The 22303-nt window shown below is 71.0% G+C and carries 14 protein-coding genes; all 14 read left to right on the forward strand.

Annotated features, from left to right (window positions below; translation table 11 throughout):
• The first annotated feature begins 95 nt into the window (after positions 1-95).
• The gene (locus HNQ61_RS04270) at positions 96-950 is read left to right on the forward strand and encodes an SDR family oxidoreductase (protein WP_170037981.1); all 855 of its coding nucleotides are present in this window, start codon (positions 96-98) and stop codon (positions 948-950) included.
• A gap of 353 nt (positions 951-1303) precedes the next feature.
• A complete protein-coding gene (locus HNQ61_RS04275) occupies positions 1304-2428 on the forward strand; it encodes an NUDIX domain-containing protein (RefSeq protein WP_170037979.1) in 1125 nt (374 codons plus the stop codon).
• Positions 2429-2549: 121 nt separating this feature from the next.
• Positions 2550-3743, forward strand: a complete 1194-nt coding sequence (locus tag HNQ61_RS04280; RefSeq protein ID WP_205761952.1) for a nicotinate phosphoribosyltransferase — start codon at positions 2550-2552, stop codon at positions 3741-3743.
• A 508-nt stretch (positions 3744-4251) separates the two neighbouring features.
• Positions 4252-4992: a cysteine hydrolase family protein gene (locus HNQ61_RS04285; RefSeq protein ID WP_170037977.1), complete on the forward strand. Its 741-nt coding sequence runs from the start codon at positions 4252-4254 to the stop codon at positions 4990-4992.
• A gap of 474 nt (positions 4993-5466) precedes the next feature.
• A complete protein-coding gene (locus HNQ61_RS04290) occupies positions 5467-5994 on the forward strand; it encodes an O-acetyl-ADP-ribose deacetylase (RefSeq protein ID WP_170037975.1) in 528 nt (175 codons plus the stop codon).
• Positions 5995-6101: 107 nt separating this feature from the next.
• Positions 6102-6692, forward strand: a complete 591-nt coding sequence (locus tag HNQ61_RS04295; protein ID WP_170037973.1) for a hypothetical protein — start codon at positions 6102-6104, stop codon at positions 6690-6692.
• A 177-nt stretch (positions 6693-6869) separates the two neighbouring features.
• On the forward strand, positions 6870-9494 hold the full coding sequence (locus HNQ61_RS04300; RefSeq protein WP_170037971.1) for an ATP-binding protein: 2625 nt from the start codon (positions 6870-6872) through the stop codon (positions 9492-9494).
• Positions 9469-9840: a response regulator gene (locus HNQ61_RS04305; RefSeq protein WP_170037969.1), complete on the forward strand. Its 372-nt coding sequence runs from the start codon at positions 9469-9471 to the stop codon at positions 9838-9840. Before HNQ61_RS04300 ends, HNQ61_RS04305 begins: the two co-directional genes overlap by 26 nt.
• 13 nt (positions 9841-9853) lie before the next feature.
• Positions 9854-12244: a response regulator gene (locus HNQ61_RS04310; protein WP_170037967.1), complete on the forward strand. Its 2391-nt coding sequence runs from the start codon at positions 9854-9856 to the stop codon at positions 12242-12244.
• Between the two features lie 3 nt (positions 12245-12247).
• On the forward strand, positions 12248-13306 hold the full coding sequence (locus HNQ61_RS04315; RefSeq protein ID WP_170037965.1) for a HEAT repeat domain-containing protein: 1059 nt from the start codon (positions 12248-12250) through the stop codon (positions 13304-13306).
• Positions 13303-14745, forward strand: coding sequence for a glycosyltransferase family 2 protein (locus tag HNQ61_RS04320; RefSeq protein WP_170037963.1), 1443 nt, complete (start codon positions 13303-13305; stop codon positions 14743-14745). The genes HNQ61_RS04315 and HNQ61_RS04320 overlap by 4 nt, the downstream gene beginning before the upstream one ends.
• 324 nt (positions 14746-15069) lie before the next feature.
• Entirely contained in the window at positions 15070-17724 is a 2655-nt protein-coding gene (locus HNQ61_RS04325) for a tetratricopeptide repeat protein (RefSeq protein WP_170037961.1), read from the forward strand.
• Positions 17721-19532, forward strand: a complete 1812-nt coding sequence (locus HNQ61_RS04330) for a tetratricopeptide repeat protein (protein ID WP_170037959.1) — start codon at positions 17721-17723, stop codon at positions 19530-19532. The genes HNQ61_RS04325 and HNQ61_RS04330 overlap by 4 nt, the downstream gene beginning before the upstream one ends.
• Before the next feature lie 428 nt (positions 19533-19960).
• Positions 19961-21907 (forward strand): Ig-like domain-containing protein, encoded by a 1947-nt coding sequence (locus HNQ61_RS04335; RefSeq protein ID WP_170037957.1) that lies wholly within the window; start codon positions 19961-19963, stop codon positions 21905-21907.
• The last annotated feature ends 396 nt before the right edge of the window (positions 21908-22303 follow it).

The raw sequence follows: 22303 nt of genomic DNA on the forward strand, positions 1-22303 counted from the left end.
ACTTACATTAATGTACGTACTTACGAATCGTTAGTGAAGGGTGGTACCTTCTCCCCGTCGAAGTTCTGCTCACGAAAAACACGGGGAGTCTGAATATGAGCATCGGAATCACGGGCGCCACGGGCCATCTGGGCCGCCTCGTCATCAACAGGCTGAAGGAGCAGGGAAGCGCGGGCGAAATCATCGCGCTGGCGCGGTCGCCGGAAAAGGCGGCCGACCTTGGGGTCACGGTCCGCGCGGCGGATTACGACCAGCCCGGCACGCTTCGGCCGGCGCTCGAAGGCGTCGATACGCTGCTGCTCATCTCCGGGAGCGAACTGGGCAAGCGCGCGGAGCAGCACGCCAACGTCATCCAGGCGGCCCGGGTGGCGGGAGTGAAGCGCATCGTCTACACGTCGCTGCTGCATGCAGATACGTCCACGCTGAGCCTGGCCGCCGAGCACCTGGCCACGGAAGCCGCGGTCAAGGCGTCGGGCATTCCGTACACCATTCTGCGCAACGGATGGTATACGGAGAACTACGCCGCCTCCATCGGCGGGGCGGTGGCGACGGGCGCGGTCGTCGGCAGCGCGGGCGAGGGGCGCATCTCGTCCGCGGCGCGCGCGGATTACGCGGACGCCGCCGTCGCGGCGGTGACGGGATCCGGGCATGAGGGAAAGACGTACGAGCTTGCCGGCGACGCGGCGTGGACCCTCAGCGATCTGGCCGCCGAGATCTCGCGGCAGACGGGCAAGACCATCTCGTACAACAACCTGCCGGAAGCCGAGTACGCCGCCGCGCTTGCGGGCCACGGGCTCTCTCAGCCGGTGGCGCAGGCGATCGCCGGGTTTGATGTCGCGGCCTCGCAGGGAGCGCTGTTCGATGACTCGCGCCAGCTCTCCACGCTCATCGGCCGGCCCACGACTCCGCTCGCCACGAGCGTCGCGGACGCGCTCAAGCAGGCTGCGTAACATCGTTCGATCAACGATGGACATCGACGGAGGGCGCGGCGCCGTGTGGCGCCGCGCCCTCCGTTCGTCCTGCACGCCCACCGCAATCCATCCACCGGCCCTCAACACCTGAGCGGGGGATGATCAGCATCCGCTCAATCATGACCGCACGCGTGGATGATCAGCATCCACGCGATCCGAACCGTTCCCGCCAATCGAGGTGGATGATCCACGTGATCGATACGCCGCGCGAAGAACACTGGGTGGCGGGGAACGAGTGTCATCCGCCTCCCCTTGCGCGGACGCTGCACTTCCGGCTTGATTCTCGCAATGAGAACGTTCACTGCCGGACCCGTGCACCTGGGAGGACAACCGTGAGCGCCACAACCCCCGTCAGCATCCCCGAGCCCGTTCCCGACTGGGCCGTCCGCTACAACGCGGGCGATTATCCGCCGCATGGCGTTACCGGCGACGCGGTTGCGCTCGCGCTGGCGTGGAACGGCGGCGAGTGCTCGCTGCAGGCGCTGCTCGTGGTGCGCGGCAAGGACCCGTTCGCGGGGCTGGACGCGTGGCCCGGCGGCTTCATGGAGTGGATGGACGACGAGGATTCGCTGCAGACGGCCATCCGCGAACTGCGCGAGGAAACCGGCGTCGCCGCTCCGGAGTTCGTGGAGGCGCTGGCCAGCTACAGCCGCAACGGCCGCGATCCGCGCCAGTTCGCCGGCTACCGCGACGAAAAGACGGGCCAGTGGATCGCCCGCGGCGCGCGCGTGACGACGAACGCGTACCTGATGCTCGTCCGGCGCGCGGAGGGCGACGCGCCGGCCCACGCGGATGACGCCAGCGACGCGCGCTGGGTGGACGTGTACTCGCACCTGCCGTGGGAGGACGTGCGCGAGGGCCGCACCGCCGCGCTGCACGCCTCCGAGGCGCTGGACGCGTGGGCCGCGAAGGGTTCTTCCGGCCGCGCGGGCCAGGTGGCCGACGCGTTCGGCCGCGACGAATGGAACGAGGAGCGCACCGCCGAGCGCTTCGCCCTGCTGATGGAATCCGGCCTGGTCCCCGAGTCGCGCCGCGACCTGTGGGGCCGCAGCGAGCCGCGCGAGGGAGATGCGCGCCTGGGGCGGGAAATGGCGTTCGACCACCGCCACATCCTGGCCGACGCGCTGGGGCGGCTGCGCGGCAAGATCAAGTACCTGCCCGCCGCGCTGATGGCGCTCACCGGCCCCGAACTGACGCTGGACGAGCTTCAGGCGGCGTGCGAGGCCATCGCCGGGCGGCCGCTGCACCGCGCCAACTTCCGCCGCGCCGTCGCGCAGCAGGGCACCGGCGAAACGCGCGCGCCGCGGCTCGTGGGCAAGACCGGCCGCACGCGCCAGCGCGAGGGACGCGGGCCGGGCGTGGCGCCGGAGATCTACCAGTTCCTTCCGGAATCCACCCGCGCGCGGCTGGAAAACTCCATCCGCTTTCCGTGGCTGCCGCTCGCGGAAGGCCGGTGATCCGTCGGCGCCAGTCGCCCGTGCCGGGTTGACGCAGCGGCCGAAGTATATTATTCTCGTTACGAGAACGTCAGTGCCGGGCAGGAGCTTGCCGGCGCTTCCTCACACTGACCGGGATCCGATGTCCTTTACCACAACGCCCTCCGCCGCCGCGGACCGCTCGCAGTCGCTGCAGGACGGCCTGCGCCAGTTCGGCGCCGAGGTCTTTCAGTTTGATCCGCGCATCGCGGGCGGATGGCTTTCGGACCGCTACTTCGTGCGCACGGCCAACACGCTGCGCCACGCGGGGCGCGATCCCGTCATCACCATGCAGGTGTTCGCCAAGCGCAAGGGCGTGCTGGCCGGCGTGTACGAGGCGCTGCGGCTGCTGCAGACGCAGCTGGCGCCGGGGTACGACTTCAACGAACTGGAGATCGACACGCTGCTGGAAGGCGACGAGATCAACCAGGGCGGGGAAGACGACTGGGAGCCGGTGATGCACGTCACCGGGCGGTACGGCGGATTCGCGCACCTGGAAACGCCGCTGCTGGGCGTACTTGCGAGGCGCTCGCTGGTGGCCAGCAATACGCGGCGGGTGGTGAGCGCGGCCGGCGGAAAGCCCATCATCTTCATGGCCCCGCGGCACGACGACTGGCGCGTGCAGACGCCGGACGGCTACGCGGCCGTGGTGGGTGGGGCGGAGAGCGTGTCGAGCGACGCGGCGGGGGCGTGGTGGGGCGCGCAGGGCGTGGGCACCATGCCGCACGCCATGATCGCGGCGTTCGGCGGAGACACGGTTGCCGCCACGCTCGCGTTCGCCCGCTACCTGCGCGACGAGGAGCCGCAGGTGCAGGTGATGTCGCTGGTGGATTACCAGAACGACGCCATCGGAACCTCGCTGGCCGTGGCGCGCGCCGTTCGCGAGGAGTTCGGCGACAACGTGCTGACGGGCGTGCGGGTGGATACCAGCGAGCGGCTGATCGATTCGTCGCTGATCGGCGACCCCGAGGTGTGGGGCCGCGCCAAGCTGACCGGCGTGAACGCCTACCTCGTGCACAAGCTGCGCGCGGCGCTGGACGCGGAGGGCTTCGGCTACGTGGGCATTGTGGTGAGCGGCGGGTTTACGCCGGACAAGATCAACTCGTTTGAAAAGGAAGGCGTACCGGTTTCCGCCTACGGCGTCGGCAGCAGCCTGCTGGGCCACAGCCGCGGCGAGTCCGGCCTGCTGACCGAGTTCGACTTTACCGCGGACCTGGTGAAGGTGGATGGAAAGGCGGAGGGCAAGGTGGGGCGCACGTATCGCGAGAACCCGCGGATGGTGCGGGTGCGCTGGTAGTTGCCCGACCGCCGGGTCGAGGGTCGCATCCAGCGGCGGATGATCGGGTGCGATGGGCGGCGTTCGCGGGCGGCCCCCACCCGGGCCGGCACCACCGGCCCACCCTCCCCCAAAAAAGACTGGGGGAGGGTTGGGGCGGGGGGAGAACTCGGTGTTACCGGGCGAAGTTGAGCGCGGCGGCGAGTGTCTGGAGCGAATGAATCCGCCGCTCAAACAGCGGGAACCCTCGACACGGCGCTATTCGCGCCCCGTTCGAGGCTTCAACCGCGCCGGATTTGGGGAGCGGTGCCGAGCGTCGCCTCCGCGCTGAGGTCTCCCCCTCCCCCGCTTGCGGGGCGAGGGGGCCGGGGGGAGGGGGGAGCCTGCGGCCGCGCCAATGCCGGCCAGAACGGCTCGAGTCGCAGTTCTCTCCGGCCACAGGGGGCGGGGGAGGGGCCAAAAGACGCGGCGCGTGTGACTCCGGACTGGTGCGTCCGGACTGATCAACCGAATTGACCGGGGAGATCCCATGACGGCGAATACAGGGCGCATCGGGTGGATCGTGGATGCGCAGAACGACTTCATGCTGCCGGCCGATCGCGGCGGGCGGCTGTACGTGCACGACCTGTTCGATGACGGGCGCGACCCTGGCGCGCAGCAGATCGTGCCCGCGCTCGTCCACACGGTCGAGTGGATGCGCGCCAACTGCGACGTCCTCGTCTACACCGGCGACTGGCACGCCTATGGTGACGCGGAGATCGATCCGCAGAGCCCCGACGCCACCAGGGGCACCTATCCGCCGCACTGCATGGGCCTCTCCGACGACGCGGATGAGCGGGAGGGGGCGCAGATCATCCCCGAAATCCGTCCCGAGAACCCCGTCGTCCTTGCGAGAGACGCCACCGCGGACGATGCGGAATCCGTCGTGCGCACGGCGGTGAGCGAGAAGCGGCCGATCTTCATCCACAAAAAGGTGTTCAGCGTCTTTGAGGGCAATGCCGCCACGGATCCGCTGCTGCATGCCCTGCGGGATCATTTCGGCGCGCTGGACGTGGTGATGATCGGCGTGGCGCGCGACGTGTGCGTAAAGGGCGCGCTCGAGGGGTTTCTGGAGCGCGGGCAACCGGTGACGCTCGTCACCGACGCCACGTGGGGCCTGGGCCTGGAGCCCGAAGCCGAAGCGCTGGCCCGGTGGATGAACGACGGCGCCGCCCTGATCACCACGCGCGGCCTGGACCTCCGCGCCGCGCAGACGCCGCAGAAGGGCTGAGCGCGAGGCGGCGGAGTCCAGGCCGGCCCCCACCCGGGCCGGCACCACCGGCCCACCCTCCCCCAAAAAAGACTGGGGAAGGGTTGGGTGGCGGATGGTTTGAGGCGCAGAGCGGAGTGCCGGCGCGGGCGGAGATCGTCGAGCGAATGAATCCGCCGCTCGAACAGCGGGAACCCCCGACACGACGCCCACAGGCGCCGTTCGGGGCTTCAACTGCGGCCGGACCAGGACAACACCGCAGGCGCAGTCTGCGGAGGCGAACATCGTGTGTTTCGAGGCGCGGTTTCAACCGCCGGGCCAGAGCCGGCGGCCCGCGCCGCACTCCGTCCGCGCGCTGAGGTCTCCCTTCCCCCAGGGTTTTTGGGGGAAGGGCCGGGGATGGTGTCCTCTCTCCGCCGAGCGGCACCCTCCGTAATCCACCGCGCCGTCCGCCCGTCCGCCCGTTCGCATCAACCATCAACCCAGCATCCGCACATGACGCTCGCGCTCCGTGACCGCATCGAAGTCGTTCAGGCTGATATCACCAAGCTGGACGTGGATGCCATCGTCAACGCGGCCAACACCTCGCTGCTGGGCGGCGGCGGCGTGGACGGCGCCATTCACCGCGCGGCCGGCCCGGAGCTGGTCGCCGAGTGCCGCATGCTGCACGGGTGCCGCGTGGGGCAGGCCAAGATCACCCGCGGATACCGCCTTCCCGCGCGGTGGGTGATCCATACCGTGGGGCCGGTATGGCAGGGCGGTGATCATGGCGAAGATTCACTGCTGGAAAGCTGCTATCGCGAATCGCTCATCATTGCACGCGGCAAGGAGTTGCATACCATCGCCATTCCCGCCATCAGCACCGGCGTGTACCGCTTTCCCATCCCCCGCGCGGCCCGCATCGCCGCCGCTTCCGTGGCGGACTTCCTCTCCTCCGGCACCCTTCCCGAGCGCGTCATGCTGGTGTGCTTTGGTCATGAGGCGTACACGGAATACTTGACGGCGGTGCAAGAACGCGTTTAAATGATGCCGTATCGGCAACATTGCGATCCACACCCCGCCCAGGAACACGCCGCACGGCGTCTTTTCACCCCGCCCCCGTGCCGGCGGTCCGTCCCCAGGAGAGACCGATGGAAGACCTCCGACAGGTCAAAGAACTGCTCGACGAGATCAACTCCGCCATTTCCAGCTACGACCCGGTTCTCAAGGAGCGCGCCCGCGACCTGCTGCTGGAGCGCGCCTTTGGCCGGGGCGGAGGCATGCTGCGCCCCCGCGCCGCCGCGCCGCAGGGCGAAGCCGAGTCCCAGGGCGAAGAGCCCGCCCGCCGCCGCCCCGGACGCCCCAAGGGAAGCGGCCTGGGCGTGCGCCGCGGCCCCCGCGCCGGCATGAGCATGGGCGCGCTGCTGGAGCAGTGGCAGCCGGAAACCATGGCGGAGCGCGCGCTTCTGGGCGCCTTTGCACTTTCGCGCGGCAAGCCCGACAAGACGGTCACCAGCCAGTCCATCAACGCCGAACTCAAGCGCGCGGGAATCCCCGTTCCCAACATCACCCGCGCCATTGAAAGCAACCTGCGCGGCCGCCCCGCGCTGATGGTGCAGAAAAAGAAGATGGGCACCACTCGCCAGGCCCGGAAGCAGTACGCCATCACCCCCGAGGGCGTGGCCTTCGTGGAGGGGCGCACCCAGGCGGCGTCCGCCGGCGGCGGCGAAGCCGAAGACTGACCCGCCCGGACTACTTTCCACCATCGGCGCCGTCCCTCAGATTGGGGCGGCGCCGATGCGCGTTCTGGCCCGTTCGGGCCCGGACGCCCGCGGCCCCGGCGCGGAGGTTGCTTCGGGCCGCATCAGCCTTGCCGAACCTTTCGCGGGGAACCCGTTTCCCGTCCCGGACACACCGTCGTGACTCGAGCCATCGACACCGCTACCCGCCGGCTGCTCACCGCCTTCGTTCTGCTGATCGCGGTCCTGCTGGGCGTGGGCACCCTGGCGCACTACACGTTCAGCCGCATGTCGGAAGCGAGCGCGTGGAGCGTCCACACCTACAAGGTGCTGCTGGAGGTGGACGGAATGCAGTCCGCCATCTCCGGCATGGAATCCGGCTTCCGCGGATACGCCCTGTCCGGCAATCCGGCGCTGGTGGGGCAGTGGCGCACCGGCCGCGACACCTTCGGCCAGCACCTGCAGGGCGCTCGCGCCCTGGTGCGCGACAACTCCGCCCAGGACCACCGCCTGGACCGGGCCGACAGCCTGTTCCGTGCGTGGATGGGAATGCAGATCGCGTCCGGGATTCTGGACCGCCCGCCGGGGGTCATCTATCCCGCGGGAGGAGATTCCGTGGCCACGGCGCGCCGCCTGGAAACGGTGGCCGGAGTGCGCGCCACCCTGCAGGACGTAGCCGGGCACGAGTCGCTGCTGCTGCGCACGCGGACGGAGCGCGCGGCCGTCCTGCAGCGGCGGGCGCGCCGCCTTCTGGCGCTGGGATCGCTGCTGGGGGTAGGGCTGGCCGTGGTCGCCACCGCCACCCTGCTGGGCCGCAGCCGCCGCCTGGTGGAGATGAACGAGACGCTGCAGGCCGAGGTGGCGGAGCGGGCCATTGCCCGCGACGCGCTGGCCCGCATCAGCCGGCAGAACGAGCTGATCCTGGAGGCGGCCGCGGAGGGGATCTACGGGATCGATCCGCACGGCTACTCCATGTTCATGAACCCCGCCGCCTGCCGCATGCTGGGGATGGCGACGCATGACGCCATCGGCCGCCCCTTCGAGGCGGTGCTGGGGCTGGGCGGGGGGAGCGCCGGGGGCGGGGTGAATCCCATCCGCGCCACGCTGAGCGCGGGCGTGGCCCGGACGGTGACGGCGTCGCAGTTCCGTCGCACGGACGGCTCGTCGTTCCCCGTGGAGTACGAGTGCACGCCCATGAAGGAGGGCGAGATGCTGACGGGCGCCGTCATCACCTTTCGCGACGTGACGGAGCGCCGCGAGGTGGAGCGGATGAAGGACGAGTTCGTTTCCATCGTCAGCCACGAACTGCGCACCCCGCTCACCTCCATCCGCGGGTCGCTGGGGCTGCTGGCGGCGGGCAAGCTGGGAGAGGTGCCGGAAAAGGGGCGGCGCATGCTGGACATCGCCGTGCAGAACACCGACCGGCTGGTGCGCCTCATCAACGACATCCTGGACATCGAGCGCATCGAGTCCGGGCGCGTGACCATGGAGGTGCGCTCCACGGACGCGGCGGAGCTGGCCCACCAGGCGGTGGAGGTCATGGCCGCCATGGCCGAGCGCGCCGGCATCCGCCTGTTCGCCTGGGCCGAGCGGCTGCCGCTGGCCGCGGACCCCGACCGCATCCTGCAGGTGCTGACCAACCTGCTGAGCAACGCGGTCAAGTTTTCCCCCCCCGGCGGCGAGGTCACCGTCACCACCGAGGCGCGCGAGGGCGAGGTGCTGTTCCGCGTGGTGGACCAGGGGCGCGGGATTCCCGAAGACCGGCTGGACGCCATCTTCGAGCGCTTTCAGCAGGTGGACTCGTCCGACGCGCGCGAAAAGGGCGGCACCGGGCTGGGCTTGGCCATCTGCCGCAGCATCGTTCAGCAGCACGGCGGGCGCATCTGGGTGGAAAGCGAGATGGGAAAGGGAAGCACCTTCCTGTTCACCCTTCCCACGCAGACGCCCGGGATCCCCGCCCCCCTTCCCGCGCCGGAGCCCGCGCCGGTTCAGGCCGCGGAGCCCGAGGACCAGGGCGAAGGGCCGCTGATTCTGGTGTGCGACGACGATCCCGCCTTTCTGGCGTCGGTGCGGGAGATCCTACACGGGTGGGGCTATCGTACTACGGGGGTGACGGACGGCGACGCGGCGGTACGCGAGGCGGCGCGGGTGCGCCCCCGCGCCATCCTGCTGGACATGATGATGCCGGGAATGAACGGCTCCGAAACGCTGCGGGCGCTGCGCTCGCGGCCGGAAACGGCCGACATTCCCGTGGTCATTCTGAGCGCGCTCAAGCCCATGCCGCGGGTGCGCGAGCACGCCGAGGTGGCGGGGTGGGTGGAGAAGCCGTTTGAGGACAGCGGGCTGCTTCATGCACTGGAGGAAGCCGTGGCGCGGCGGGCGCGTCCCCGCCGGGTGCTGCTGGTGGAGGACGACGCCGACCTGGCCGGCGTGCTGGTGGAGATGTTCGGCCGGCACGGCATCGAGGCGATGCACGCGTCCACCGGGGTGGAGGCGGTGTCGCTCAGCCGCACCCAGCCGCCCGACATGATCGTGCTGGACCTGGGGCTGCCGCACGGCGACGGCTTCTGGGTGGTGGAGCGGCTGCGCGACCAGGGTGGCCGGGGCGTACCCCTCGTCGTCTACTCCGCGCGCGAGCTGGATGAGGAGGAACGCGGCCGCCTTCGCCTGGGCCGCACCGAGTTCGTGACCAAGGGCCGCGTGGCGCCGGAAGAGTTCGAGCGCCGCGTGGTGACCCTGCTGAACCAGATCGCCCCCGTGGGGCGCGCCGAGGAAACCGATGAGCCACACCATACTGCTGGTTGACGACGAGGACGACATCCGCGAGGTGGCGCAGCTGTCGCTGGAAATGACCGCGGGGTGGGAGGTTCACGCCGCGGGCTCCGGGGCGGAGGGGATCCGCAAGGCGCGCGAGCTGCGCCCCGAGGCCATTCTGCTGGACGTGATGATGCCGGAGATGGACGGCCCCGACACGGTCCGCGCCCTGCGCGCGGATCCGGAAACGGCGGACATCCCCATCATTCTGCTGACCGCCAAGGTGCAGCAGGCCGACCGGCGCCGCTTTGACGACCTGGGCGTGTCGGGAGTGCTCAACAAGCCGTTCGATCCCATGACGCTGGCGGACCAGGTGGCCGCGGTCCTCGGATGGTGAGCCGCATTCCCCGATGACGTACCTTCTTGCCGCCGGTCTCCCGCCGGACGTTCCCGGCTGGCTGGCGCGCCGCCTTTCCGGCGCGTCCGTGCAGACCGCCGCCACCTCCGCCGAAACGGCGGAGGCGCTGGCGCACGACCGGCCCACGCTGCTGGCGGTGGATGCCGCGCTGCTGGACGACCTCCTGGTCACCACGCTCACGCGCGGGCCGGAGCCGCCGCCGCTGCTGGTGCTGCTGCCGCCCGGCGCGCCCCCCGCGCCGCTGGCGGAGGCGCTGTCGCGGCTGCGCCCCGCGCGCATCCTGTACCATCCGCTGGACCGTGAGGCGCTGGCCCGCGAGGCCGCCGCCCTCCTGGGCGTGGCCGCGGCGCCGCCCACCACCAGCGGCTCGCCGCGCGGGTCGCTGGGCGCAGCCGTCGCCGGGGTGTGGCAGCGCTTTCGCGAGCCGGTGCTGCGCCGGGTGGATTCGCTGGAAGAAGCGGCCATGGGGCTGCTGGAAGGGCGTCTGGACGCCGAGACCCGCCGCGCGGCGGAGCGGGAAGCGCACAAGCTGGCCGGATCGGTGGGCACCTTCGGCTTTGGCGAGGCGTCGCGGCTGTCGCGCGAGGCGGAGACGCTCCTGGCCGGCCCCGGCGTGCTGGGCCAGGCGGACGCGCTGCGGCTGGCGGACCTGGCCGTTTCCATCCGCCGCGAACTGATGGCGGAGCCCGCGACGCCGGGCGGTATGGAGGACCCTCGCGCGGGAGCTTCCCCGGAGGAGGCGCGCGGGCCGCTGCTGCTGATCGTGGACGAGGACCGGGAAATGGCGGAGCGGCTGGCCATGGAAGCGTCCGGCCGGGGGATGCGCACGCTGGTCGCCCACGGCGCGGCGGAGGCGCAGGCCTGCCTGCCGCGCCGCCCCGACGCCGCCGTGCTGGGGCTGCCCCCCTCGGACGGCACGCTCAACCTGCTGCGCGCGCTCAGCGAGCAGGAGCCCTCCGTACCCACCATCGTCCTCACCGGGAGCGACGACTTCGCCGACCGGGTGGAGGTGGCGCGCCACGGCGGACGCGGGTTCCTGCGCAAGCCGCAGCCGCCCGCGCGCGTGGTGGACGCGGTGGAGCCGCTGCTGCGCCGGGCGCGGGAGCGCGAAACGGTGCTGGCGGTGGATGACGATCCGTCCATCCTGGAAGGCGTGCGCCACGTGCTCTCCCCCGAGGCGGAGGTGCGCACGCTGCAGGACCCGCTGGGCTTCTGGGAGGCGCTGGAATCCGCCTCGCCGGACCTGGTGCTGCTGGACGTGGACATGCCGGCCGTGAGCGGGCTGGAGCTGTGCCGCGTGCTGCGCAACGACCCGCGCTGGCAGTCCGTCCCCATCGTCTTTCTCACGTCGCGGACGGACGCGGACACCGTGGCGCGCGTGTTCGCCGCCGGCGCGGACGACTTCGTGGCCAAGCCGTTCGTGGGGCCGGAACTGGCCGCGCGCATCCGCAACCGGCTGGAGCGCGTGCGCCTGCAGCGCAGCATGGCGGAAACCGATCCGCTGACCGGGGTGGCCAACCGCCGCGGATCGGAGGAAGTGCTGGAGCGCCTCCTTCGCCTGGCGGCCGCGCAGGACGAGCCGTTCGCGCTGGGGGTGGTGGACCTGGACCTGTTCAAGGCCGTCAACGACCAGCGCGGCCACGCCGCCGGCGACGAGGTCCTGGCACGCGTGGGCCGTCTGTTGCAGAAGCGCTTCCGCTCCGAGGACGTGGTGGCGCGCTGGGGGGGCGAGGAGTTCGTGGTGGGAATGTACGGAATGGACCGGGCGGACGGGGTGCAGCGGCTGGCCGAGGCGCTGGAGGTGCTGCGCGAAGAGCGCTTTCACGCGGGGGGGGAATCGTTCTCCATCACCATGAGCGGCGGGGTGGCGGACTTTCCCTCCGACGGGCGCGACCTGCCCACGCTGTACCGCGCGGCGGACGCGGCCATGTACCAGGCCAAGTCCGCGGGGCGCGACCGCATCGTGCCGTCCGGGTGGCGGCCGGAGCACGGCGAAGGTCCGCGCGCGGTGGACGTGCTGGTGGTGGAAGACGATCCGGCGATCGCGCGGCTGCTGCAGCACGCGCTGGAAACGCGCGGCTACCGGCACGAGTGGGTGGCCAGCGGCGAGCGGGCGGCGGCCATGCTGACCGGGGACAACCCGGAGCTGCGCGCCCGCGCCGTGCTGCTGGACGTGGACCTTCCCGGGCTGGACGGCCACGGCGTGCTGCGCCGGCTGGCGGAGGCGCGCCTGCTGGACCGCACGCGCGTCATCATGCTCACCGTGCGCACGCACGAGGCCGAGGTGGTGCGCGCGCTGGAACTGGGCGCGTGGGACCACGTGAGCAAGCCCTTCAGCGTCCCGGTGCTGCTTCAGCGCATCCGGCGCGCACTGCGGGCGTAGACCATGGCGCCGATCGACTGGGTGGAGTTCGCCCTGCTGGCGGAAGGGATCATCCTGGTGCTTTCGCTGGTGATCCTGTTCGGCCACGCGTGGCTGGGGCAGCGCCGGGAACGGAACTGGACGGTGCGGATGGAGCAGGCCCGCCGCGCGCTGCTGGACGTGGTGCGCTCGGGACGGACGAGCAAGGCGGGGAACGCGGCCATCGGGGCCATCCCCGTGCGGCTGCAGATCCGCCTGCTGACGGAGCTGGCGCCCAACCTCACGGGGCAGTCGCGGGCGCAGTTGGCCATGCTCGCGGAGCAGATCGGGCTGGTGGACGCCGCGCGGCGGATGGCCGCCAGCAAGGACTGGCGCGACCGGCTGCACGGCGTGCGGCTGCTGGCGGGGATCGGCGGCGGGGGCGAACTGGTCCCCGGGCTGATGGAAGACCCGCACCCCGCCGTGCGCGCCGAAGCGGTGGAGTGGGCGGGAACGCACCCCACGCCGGAGCGGGTGGACCGCCTGGTTTCGCTCCTGCCCGCCACGGACCGCTACGGCAGCTTCGTGGTGCGCGACGCGCTTCTCCGCGCCGGGGAGGGGGCCATCACCCCGCTGGCGCGCTACCTGGCGGATCACGACGGCGTGGCGGCGGAGGGCGCGCTGGAGGTGGCCACGGGGCTGGCGGACCCGCGCTTCGGCCCAGCGGCGCTGCGGCTGTGCGAGGACCCGCTCCCCGCGGTGCGGGCGCGTGCGGCGGCGCTGGCGGGCTCCATCGGCGGTGAGGAGGCGGTGGGCGTGCTGCAGCGCCTGGTGCACGACGGCGACGCCGAGGTGCGCGCCGCCGCGGCCGCCGCGCTGGGACGGCTGGGGCACTGGCCCTCCGCCCCGGTCATCGCCGCGCTGCTGCGGGACCGCGCCTGGTCCGTCCGCAGCCAGAGCGCGCTGGCGCTGCGCAGCCTGGGCAGCCCGGGCCTTCTGTATCTTCGGCGCGGCCTTTCGGATGAAGATCCGTTCGCCGCGGACATCGCCCGCCAGGTGCTGGACCTGCCGGCTTCTTCGGCGGAACGGGAACGGTGGGGATGACCTGGTACGAGATTACGTCGCTGGTGCTGGTGCGGCTGGAGTGGGTCATCCTGATCTACTTTGCCTTCGTGAACGGCTGGTACCTGCTGCTGCTGATCAGCGCCGGGTACGAGATGCGCGAGTACGTCCTTCTGACCCGCGGACGTGCCCGCTGGCGGCTGATGGGCTCCCGCGTGGCGCCGTCGATCAGCATGCTGGCGCCGGCGTACAACGAGGCGGCCACCATCTCCGAAAGCGTGCGCGGGCTGCTGGCGCTGTACTATCCCAACCTGCAGGTGGTGGTCGTCAACGACGGCAGCAAGGACGCCACCATGGAGGTGCTGCAGGACACCTTCGACCTGGCGCCCATCCACCCCATCTACCAGAAGCGGATTCCCTCGCAGGAGGTGATCGGCCTCTACCGGTCGCGCCTGCACCCCAACCTGATCGTCGTCGACAAGCGCAACGGCGGCAAGGCGGACGCGCTGAACGCGGGGCTGAACCTGACCACGAGCGAGCTGGTGTGCGCCATCGACGCCGACACGCTCATCGAGCCGGATTCGCTGCAGCGAATGGTGCGCCCGTTCCTGGAGCGGCGCGACGTGGTGGCCGCGGGGGGGACGATCCGCATCGCCAACGGATCCACGGTGGAGGCGGGGCGGGTGAGCCACGCGCGCGCCCCCCGGCGGCTGCTTCCTGGCTGCCAGGTGGTGGAGTACCTGCGGGCTTTCCTCTTCGGGCGCTTGGGATGGAACCGGCTGGGGGGCAACCTGATCATCTCCGGCGCCTTCGGGCTGTTCAGCCGCGATGCCATGCTGGCGGCGGGGGGTTACGAGCACGCCACGGTGGGCGAGGACATGGAACTGGCGCTTCGGCTGCGCCGCATCGGCTACGAGCGCAAGGGACCGCACCAGATCGCCTTTGTCCCCGATCCCGTCGCGTGGACGGAGGCGCCGGAAACCGCGGCGGTCCTGGGGCGGCAGCGCGACCGCTGGCACCGCGGGCTGGCGGACGTCCTGTGGCGGCATCGGGGCGTGATGTTCAACCCGCGCTACGGGGCGATGGGGCTCATCGTCTTTCCCTACTTTGTCCTGGTGGAGCTGCTGGCGCCCATCGTGGAGGCGGTGGGGCTGCTGGGGCTGGTGGCCGGGCTCACGCTGGGCGCCATCAACGTGCCCTTCGCCATCCTCTTCTTTCTGGCGGCCTACGGACTGGGCGCGGTGCTCACGGTGATGACGCTGGTGATGGAAGAAGCGTCCTTTCACCGCTACGAGGGCTTTCGCGACCGCATGCTGCTGGTGGGATGGGCGATGGTGGAAAACCTGGGCTACCGGCAGATGACCGTGTGGTGGCGGCTGCGGGGAATCTGGAAGTACCTGCGGGGGAGCAAGAGCTGGGGCTCCATGGAGCGCCGCGGCTTCGGCACCACGCCGCTGCCGCCCGTGAAGCCGGCTCCGTAACGGCAGGGCATCACGCAGAGCAGCAGAGCAGCAGAGAAAGAACAACAAAAAGGAGCATCGCACAGAGTCAACAGAGTCAACAGTAAAAAGATTCTGTACTCTGTTGACTCTGTTAACTCTGTGTGATTTCTATCTTTGTTTTTTCTCTGCGTCTCTGCTGCTCTGCGTGAGGTTCTCCCTCCGTGAAGCGGAGCCGGAGCACGCACGGCGGATGGATCTGGCGCGGCGGGATGAAACGTACCTTGGACGTTGGCGCCGATGATGCAAGTGTTTCCGCCGGATGACAGGTGGTGGTGGAGAATGAATTGGAGCACGGATAACGGAATGAAGAGCATTCGACTGCATGCGGCAGCCGCGCTGGCGGCCGTCTTTCTGGCGCTGCCCGCGCACGCGCAGGAGTGCCCGGCGGCGGGAAATCCGCGCGCCGAGGCGGGATGGACGGCGTACCGCGCGGGCGACGCGGCGGCGGCGCGGCGCGAGTTTACCGCGGCGCTGCGGGTGTGCCCCGCGCACGTGGGCGCCCGCACCGGCCTGGGCTACGCCGCCCTGCGCGAGAACGCGGCGGACGAGGCGCGGCGCCTGTTCCAGGGCGTCGTGGCGGAGTCGCCGGACAACGTGGACGCGCTCGTGGGGCTGGGCCTGTCTGCCTGGCGGCTGGGTGACCAGGAGACGTCGCGCACCGCCTTTACGCGCGCGCAGCGGATCGATCCGTCCAACGCGGACGCGCGCGACTTTCTGGCCCGGCTGGGCCCGGCGCCCGCCGCGCGCCCCGTGCGTGCGCCGCTCGTCCGCCCGGACACGCTCGTGTATCCCTCGCGGGCGCGTGGCGACCACTTCGAGGTGCGTACGGCGCGCGGGTGGCAGCCCTTCTATCTCAAGGGCGTAAACCTGGGCGCGGCGCTCCCCGGCAAGCATCCCAGCGAGTTTCCGGATTCCGCCGTCTACGTGCAGTGGATCCAGCAGATGGCGGCGATGGGCGCCAACAGCATCCGCGCGTACACCATCCATCCGCCCCACTTCTACTCCGCCCTGCGCGCGTGGAATCTGGCGCACCCGGACGCGCCGCTCTGGCTGGTGCACGGCGTGTGGGCGGAGCTTCCGCCGGAAGACGACTTCGCCAACCGGGAGTGGGAGGGCGAGTTCTTTCAGGAAATGCGCTACGTCGTGGACCTGCTGCACGGCCGCGCGGACGTCCCCGCGCGCCCGGGCCACGCCTCCGGCTACTACACGGCGGACGTGTCGCCCTGGGTGCTGGCGTACATCATCGGGCGCGAGTGGGAGCCGTTTTCCGTCGTCGCCTTCAACGAACTGCACCCCGAACTGCGCGGCTACCGCGGCCGCTTTCTGAACGTGGAGGGCGGCACGCCGATGGACGCGTGGCTGGGCAAGGCCAGCGAGTACATCGTCGCGTACGAGACGGACACGTACCACGCGCAGCGGCCCGTGGCCTACACCAACTGGCCCACGCTGGACCCGCTCACGCACCCGACCGAATCGACCGTGGCGGAGGAGATCGCCATCCGCGAGCGGCTGGGCGAGCGGGTGGAAAGCCGGCCGCTGGAGTACGACAACGACGCCACCGGGCTGGACGCCAACCTGGTGACGCCCACGGCGGCGCTCCCCGCCGGCTACTTCGCCAGCTACCACGCGTATCCGTACTACCCGGACTTCCTGGTGCTGGACCCCGGCTACAACCAGGCGCGGTCGCCGGAGGGGCGCTCCAACTACTTCGGCTACCTGACGGAACTGAAGCGGCACCACACGCACCTGCCCGTCGTCATTTCCGAGTACGGCGTGCCCACCAGCATCGGCAACGCGCACTTCCAGCCGCAGGGCTTTCACCACGGCGGGGTGACGGAGCAGCAGATGGCGGAGATCGACGCCCGGCTCACGCGAGAGATCGCCGAGGCGGGAATGGCGGGGGGGATGATCTTCGCCTGGATCGACGAGTGGTTCAAGAAGAACTGGATCGCCATCGAGTTCGAGATCCCGCTGGAGCGCAACCGCCTGTGGTTCAACCGGCTGGACGCGGAGCAGCACTACGGGATGTACGCCATGGACCCGGGCGAGGTGGTGCCCGGCGCCACGCTGGCGGCGCGCGCTGCGGGATGGCGCAACATCCGCCCGCTGTACACGGGGCAGGGCGGCACGCTGCGCGCCGCCTCGGACGAAGCGTACCTGTGGCTGCGGTTTGAGGGCGACGGCGGGCGCCTGCCGCCGGAGCTGTTCGTGGGGCTGGACATGCTGAAGCCGGCCGCGGGCGACTTCCGCTTTCCCGGCCGTGTCGGAAACCGGCTTCCCGTGGGCGTGGAGTTCGTCGTCAGCGCCACGGGGAATGAGGTGCGGGTGATGGCGGACCCGTCGTCCAACCCGTTCCGCGTGGAGCGCCGCGAAGGGATCGCGGGGCAGCCCAGCGCCGGGCCGAACATCGAATCGCCGCTCCCGGGCTTCTTTACGGGACGCTGGCAGATGCGGTTCAACCGGCCGTTCATCAGCCAGGCCAACGAGGACGGCGTGTACGATTCGCTGCGCGTGGTGCCCAACCGCCGCCGCTTTGCGCGCGACGGAACCGAGTTTCCCGCGCTGGGCTACGACCGCGGCCTGCTGCGCCGCGGCGCGCTGCCGGACGGGCTGTGGGAGCGGGACGAGGCGAACGGCGTGCTGGAGGTGCGCATTCCCTGGGGGCTGCTGAACGTGACGGACCCCAGCGAGCGCCGCGTGCTGCAGGACCCCGAGGGACAGGTGCCGGGCGACTTCGGCACCACCACGGTGGATGGTGTGCGCATCGTCGCCGCCGCGCGGGAAGGCTCGGCGTGGCGGCAGTGGCCGGCCTCGGGGCGCGCGGCGGACGTGGCGCTCTTTGCCTGGCCCACGTGGGAAGAGCCGAAGTGGCGCGCCCGCGAGCGTCCGGTCTATGGCGCCATGCGTGAGGTGTTCCGCACCCTGCGTCCGGCCGGGGAGGCGGGAGGCGGACGATGAAGCGCGCCCTCCTTCTCGCGGCGGCGCTGCTGGTGTGCGCCGTCCCCGCCCGCGCGCAGGACGAGGCGGACCGCGCCTGGGCCGCCGGCGACACCCGCGCCGCGCAGCCGCTGTACGAGGCGCGGCTGGCCGCGGACAGCACGGACGTGCGCGCGCTGCACCGCGTGGGCCTGCTGCGCGCCTGGGCGGAGCGCTACGACGAGGCGATGGCCTTGTTCGACCGTGCGCTGCGGCTGGAGCCGGGCAACCGCGACATCCAGATCGACCGGGCGCGCGTGCTCGCTTGGCGCGGCGATCCCTCCGCGGGAGCCGCGGCGCTGGAGCCGCTGCTGGCGGCGGAGCCGGGCTACCTGCCCGCGCTGCAGGCGAGGGCGCAGTTCTTTTCCTGGGCGGGGGACTACGACGAGGCGCTGTCCACGTACGGCCGCATCGCCGAGATCACGCCGGAGGACCGCTCCGTGGGGCTGGACCAGGCGCGGGTCCTGGCGTGGGCCTCCCGCTTCCGCGCCGCGGAGGCCGCGTACGATTCGCTTCTCCAGCGCAATCCGCGCGACGTGCCCACGCTGCTGGGGCTGGCGCAGGTCCTTTCCTGGGCGGCGCGGCTGGATTCGGCGGAGGTCGTCTACCAGAACGTGCTCCGCATCGCCCCGGATGAGGCCGAGGCGCTGCGCGGGCTGGCGCGCACGGCGGCGTGGCGCGGCAAGCTGGTGCTGGCGGAGGACCGCTGGCGGCAGGTCCTCGCCCGCAACGCGAACGATGCGTCCGCGTGGGTGGGCCTTTCGCAGACGCTGCGCTGGCAGGGGCGCGACGGGCCGGCGCTGGCTGCGGCGGAGCGCGCCGTGCGCATCGCCCCCACGGACCGCGACGCGCGCGAGGCGCTGCGGTGGGCGCGCATGCCCATCGCCCCGCGGGTGAGCGCCGCGCAGGTGTACGAGACAGATTCGGATGACAACCGCATCATGACCACCTCGGCGACCGCGGCGTATCGCCCGGTGGCCAGCGTGGAACTGCGGGCGGACGCCTACACGCGGCAGAGCGAGGTCGGCGAGGATAACGTCGGGGAAGGATTCTACATCGACACCCGCACCGTCGGCGGCGCGCTGACGCTGTGGACGCAGTTGGAGCCGGGGTGGAGCCTGTCCGGCACCGTGGGCGCCAGCGACCTGGACAACGCGGAGAATATCATCCCCACGCTGCGTGCCTCGCTGGGCACGCCGGCGCGCTACGCGGTGACCGGCGGACTGAACGTGGGCCGCTATCCCCTAGACGCCACCGCGGTGCTCATCGAAAACGAGGTGTACGTGGACGAGCTTTCCGCGTACAGCAGCTGGTCGCCAGCGCAGGGGTGGACGGTGTCGGGCGGGGCGGGGGGCGCGCGCTTCACCAGCCGCGAATCGGACGAGAGCAACGAGCGGTGGAACGGCAGCCTTGCGGTCGCGCGGCGGCTGTCGCGCCCGATCACGCTCGGGCTGGGCGTGCGCGCCTTCGGCTTCCGCCGCGACCTCACGGACGGCTACTTCGATCCGGACTTCTACGGCCTGGCGGAGATGACGGCGCGGTGGCTGCGCGAGACGCGGCACTGGTCGCTGAACGCCGAGGTGGCGCCGGGGCTGCAGAAGGTGCGCAGCGACGGCGACCCCAGCGGCTCGGTGCGCGGGGCGGGGAGCATCGCCTACGTCTTCGTCCCCGGCCGGCGGGTGGTGCTTTCCGGCAATTTCGCCAACACCGGCCTGTCGCAGCTTTCGGCGGGCGACGCGGGCAATTACCGCTATCGCTCCGTGAGCCTCGCCGGCGCCTGGACGTTCTAGGCCTTGGCGGATGAAGGTCTTTTTCCGCGCCGCGCATCCTCCGGGACGCGCGGCGCGGAGTGCGTTGCGCACGGTCCTCCGCGGGGCGGCCGGGTGACAATCCGCTTGCGCTCTGTTTCCGCCCTTGGATCGCGCCGTCCGGCCGCCGCGAGGCGGATCGGCGATCATCGCGCCGGGATGGAAGACGATGTAAACGACTGGTGGAGGGGAGCTTGCGCGCCGGGGGAGTTCACTTGGCGAGCCGCTGCCGCCGCGGAGCGGAACAGGCCGTTCCTCATCCGCCACGAATGCGGAAATCTCCAGTATTCCCGCGTGTCTCCGCCCCGGAACGTGGCATGTTGGTTGCCCGCCACCCCCATGTCTGCTACTGGACCGCGTACCACAATCCTCGTGTGGAGTGCGGCATCTTCCTGCCCCGGGACGTTCCCATGCGCGCTCCACGCTTACGCACGCTGCTGTATGCGGTCTGCCTGCTTCCGCTGTTCGCCGGCTGTTCGTCCGACGCGCCGTCGGGCATCGCGGCGCCGGACGGGGCCGTATACTCCAGCCAGAACGGCCAGCGCCTCACCCTTGTCAGCGGAAACGGCCAGGCCGGCGCGCCGGGGCAGGTGCTGCCGCAGCCCATCGTCATCCAGGTGACGGACACGCGCGGGCGGCCGGTCGCCAACGGCGTCATCAACTTTCTCGCAGGCGGCGATGCTTCGGCAGATCCGCGGCAGACGCGCACCGACGCCGCCGGCTACGCGCGGGCGTACTGGACGCTGAGCTCGGCGATGGGCGAGCAGACGCTGCGCGTGTCGGGCAACGGCGGCACCGTTCTGGTGACCGCCAACGCTCGCAAGCCCGCCGGCATCACGCTGGTGAAGGCGGGCGGCGACGGGCAGACCTCCGCCGCGGGAACGGTGCTCATTCAGCCCATCCAGCTGCGCGCCCTGCGGGACACCATCCCCGTGAGCGCCCTGCCCGTGACGTGGACGGTCACCGGCGGCGGCCGGGTGGACATCCCCGTCACGCCGACCAACGCCGGGGGCTACGCCATCGTCCGGTGGACGCTCGGCCCCAAGGCGGGCGCGCACACGCTCACCGCCCGCGCGCCCGGCGCCGATCCCGTGGTCTTCACGGCCACGGCGAGCGGCCCGGCTCGCGGCGCGGTGCTGCGCATCGCGCCAGACTCGCTGGTGCTGCAGGCGGGCACCACCGGCGCCTTCACGGCCACGCTGCGCGACGCGGCGGGCGCCGAGATCCCCAACCAAGTCATCGTGTGGACCTCGTCCAACGCGGCGGTGGCTGTGGTGGACTCCACGGGGCGCGTGCGTGCGCTCACGGCGGGGACGGTGATCATCACCGCCCGGCTGGGCGCTCTCTCCGCCTCCGCCACGGTGCGGGTGCGGTCCGGCCCGTCCACGCTGCGCATTTCGCCCGACTCGCTGGTGCTTGCGCTCGGATCGACCGGAACGCTCACCGCGGTAGTGCGCGATGCGGCGGGGAACGTGGTGACGGGGCAGACGCCGGTGTGGACGTCCGGGGCGCGCGTGGTGGCGTCGGTGGATGCGGCGGGTACGGTGACGGGAGCGGGAACCGGCACCACCTACGTGACCGCGACGGTGGGCACGCTCACCGCCTCTGCCAGGGTGCGCGTCGTTCCGGCTCCCGTCACCATTCCGCTGATCCAGAACCGGGTGAGTTCCACGGGCGGCTACATCGACGTGTCGAGCCGGGACGTGACGCTCAACTTCTGGATTCATGCCTCGGAGCGCGACGTCACCACCATGACCATGCGCGTCCGCAGTCCCAGGGGGCACGTGGAGGAGTGCGGCAACGTGGACGCGGAAAACTGGTTCCGCGACGAGTTCCGCTGCCAGGTCTACCTGTCCCGGGGAGCGGACCCGGGCCTGTGGCGCGTGGACCGCGTGACGGTGACCAAAAACGGGCAGACCGTGGCGTACAGCAGCGCGGACCTGGACCGGATGGGCACCGCGGGACGCGCGTTCAGCGTGCTGGGCACGGGAACGGACGTACAGGCGCCGGATGTTCGCAACGTGTGGCCGCACCAGGGCACGCGCTACGCGGACCGCTACTACATTCAGTTCGGGATCATCGACTACATCTCCGGCGTCCGCGCCGCCCAGGCCACCTTCCGCGGGCCGGGAGGCGTCACGCAGAGCTGCAACCTGACGTCCACGGACGGCGCGCTGCCTCGGGCGGCCGATTGGCTGTGCCTGATGCCGTGGCGCGCCGGGAGCGGCCCTTGGAACCTGGTGTCCGTCTCGGTGGAAGACGCGGCGGGCAACCGCGCCACGCACACGGCGCAGCAGATCGCGCAGTGGGGCGGCGTGTTTGAATCGACGTTCCAGCAGTTCGAGTTCCGGCCCTGACGCGGGACCGCCGGCCTCCACGCAAGGCCGGCGGTAGGGTCCGATGGGAAAACGGGCGGGCGATCTCCACGATCGCCCGCCCGTTTTCGTTCCTCATCCTCCATGCTGCGCGCCGGAGAACGTTCGTGCGAACGGCCTCGTGGCGGAAGCAAGTGGATTGCTCGCAACGCTGGCCGGACGTTTCCCGAACTGGTGACGATCGTACCCGCCGCACCAGAAAGCGGGTGCAAACCTGCTGAGATCCGCATGAATGCTTAGCGGACGGAGTGGAGGGCTGCGCTCGGACCGCTCGTTTCTGCCGATATATGACGATCCTTTCGAGAATTTTCTTGCTCGTGTGGAGGTCCGCGATTACCATGCGTCTGCCGCCCGCCGGACGGGTGCTCCCTCCTCGCA

This window comes from Longimicrobium terrae, from assembly GCF_014202995.1.
Taxonomy (GTDB): Bacteria; Gemmatimonadota; Gemmatimonadetes; order Longimicrobiales; family Longimicrobiaceae; genus Longimicrobium; species Longimicrobium terrae.

What these genes read in the sequence shown, in the direction of transcription:
- HNQ61_RS04270 (WP_170037981.1), top strand. Translation starts at nt 96, where the DNA reads ATGAGCATCGGAATCACGGGCGCCACGGGCCATCTGGGCCGCCTCGTC.
- HNQ61_RS04280 (WP_205761952.1), top strand. Translation starts at nt 2,550, where the DNA reads ATGTCCTTTACCACAACGCCCTCCGCCGCCGCGGACCGCTCGCAGTCG.
- HNQ61_RS04285 (WP_170037977.1), top strand. Translation starts at nt 4,252, where the DNA reads ATGACGGCGAATACAGGGCGCATCGGGTGGATCGTGGATGCGCAGAAC.
- HNQ61_RS04290 (WP_170037975.1), top strand. Translation starts at nt 5,467, where the DNA reads ATGACGCTCGCGCTCCGTGACCGCATCGAAGTCGTTCAGGCTGATATC.
- HNQ61_RS04295 (WP_170037973.1), top strand. Translation starts at nt 6,102, where the DNA reads ATGGAAGACCTCCGACAGGTCAAAGAACTGCTCGACGAGATCAACTCC.
- HNQ61_RS04305 (WP_170037969.1), top strand. Translation starts at nt 9,469, where the DNA reads ATGAGCCACACCATACTGCTGGTTGACGACGAGGACGACATCCGCGAG.
- HNQ61_RS04310 (WP_170037967.1), top strand. Translation starts at nt 9,854, where the DNA reads ATGACGTACCTTCTTGCCGCCGGTCTCCCGCCGGACGTTCCCGGCTGG.
- HNQ61_RS04315 (WP_170037965.1), top strand. Translation starts at nt 12,248, where the DNA reads ATGGCGCCGATCGACTGGGTGGAGTTCGCCCTGCTGGCGGAAGGGATC.
- HNQ61_RS04320 (WP_170037963.1), top strand. Translation starts at nt 13,303, where the DNA reads ATGACCTGGTACGAGATTACGTCGCTGGTGCTGGTGCGGCTGGAGTGG.
- HNQ61_RS04325 (WP_170037961.1), top strand. Translation starts at nt 15,070, where the DNA reads ATGAAGAGCATTCGACTGCATGCGGCAGCCGCGCTGGCGGCCGTCTTT.
- HNQ61_RS04330 (WP_170037959.1), top strand. Translation starts at nt 17,721, where the DNA reads ATGAAGCGCGCCCTCCTTCTCGCGGCGGCGCTGCTGGTGTGCGCCGTC.
- HNQ61_RS04335 (WP_170037957.1), top strand. Translation starts at nt 19,961, where the DNA reads ATGCGCGCTCCACGCTTACGCACGCTGCTGTATGCGGTCTGCCTGCTT.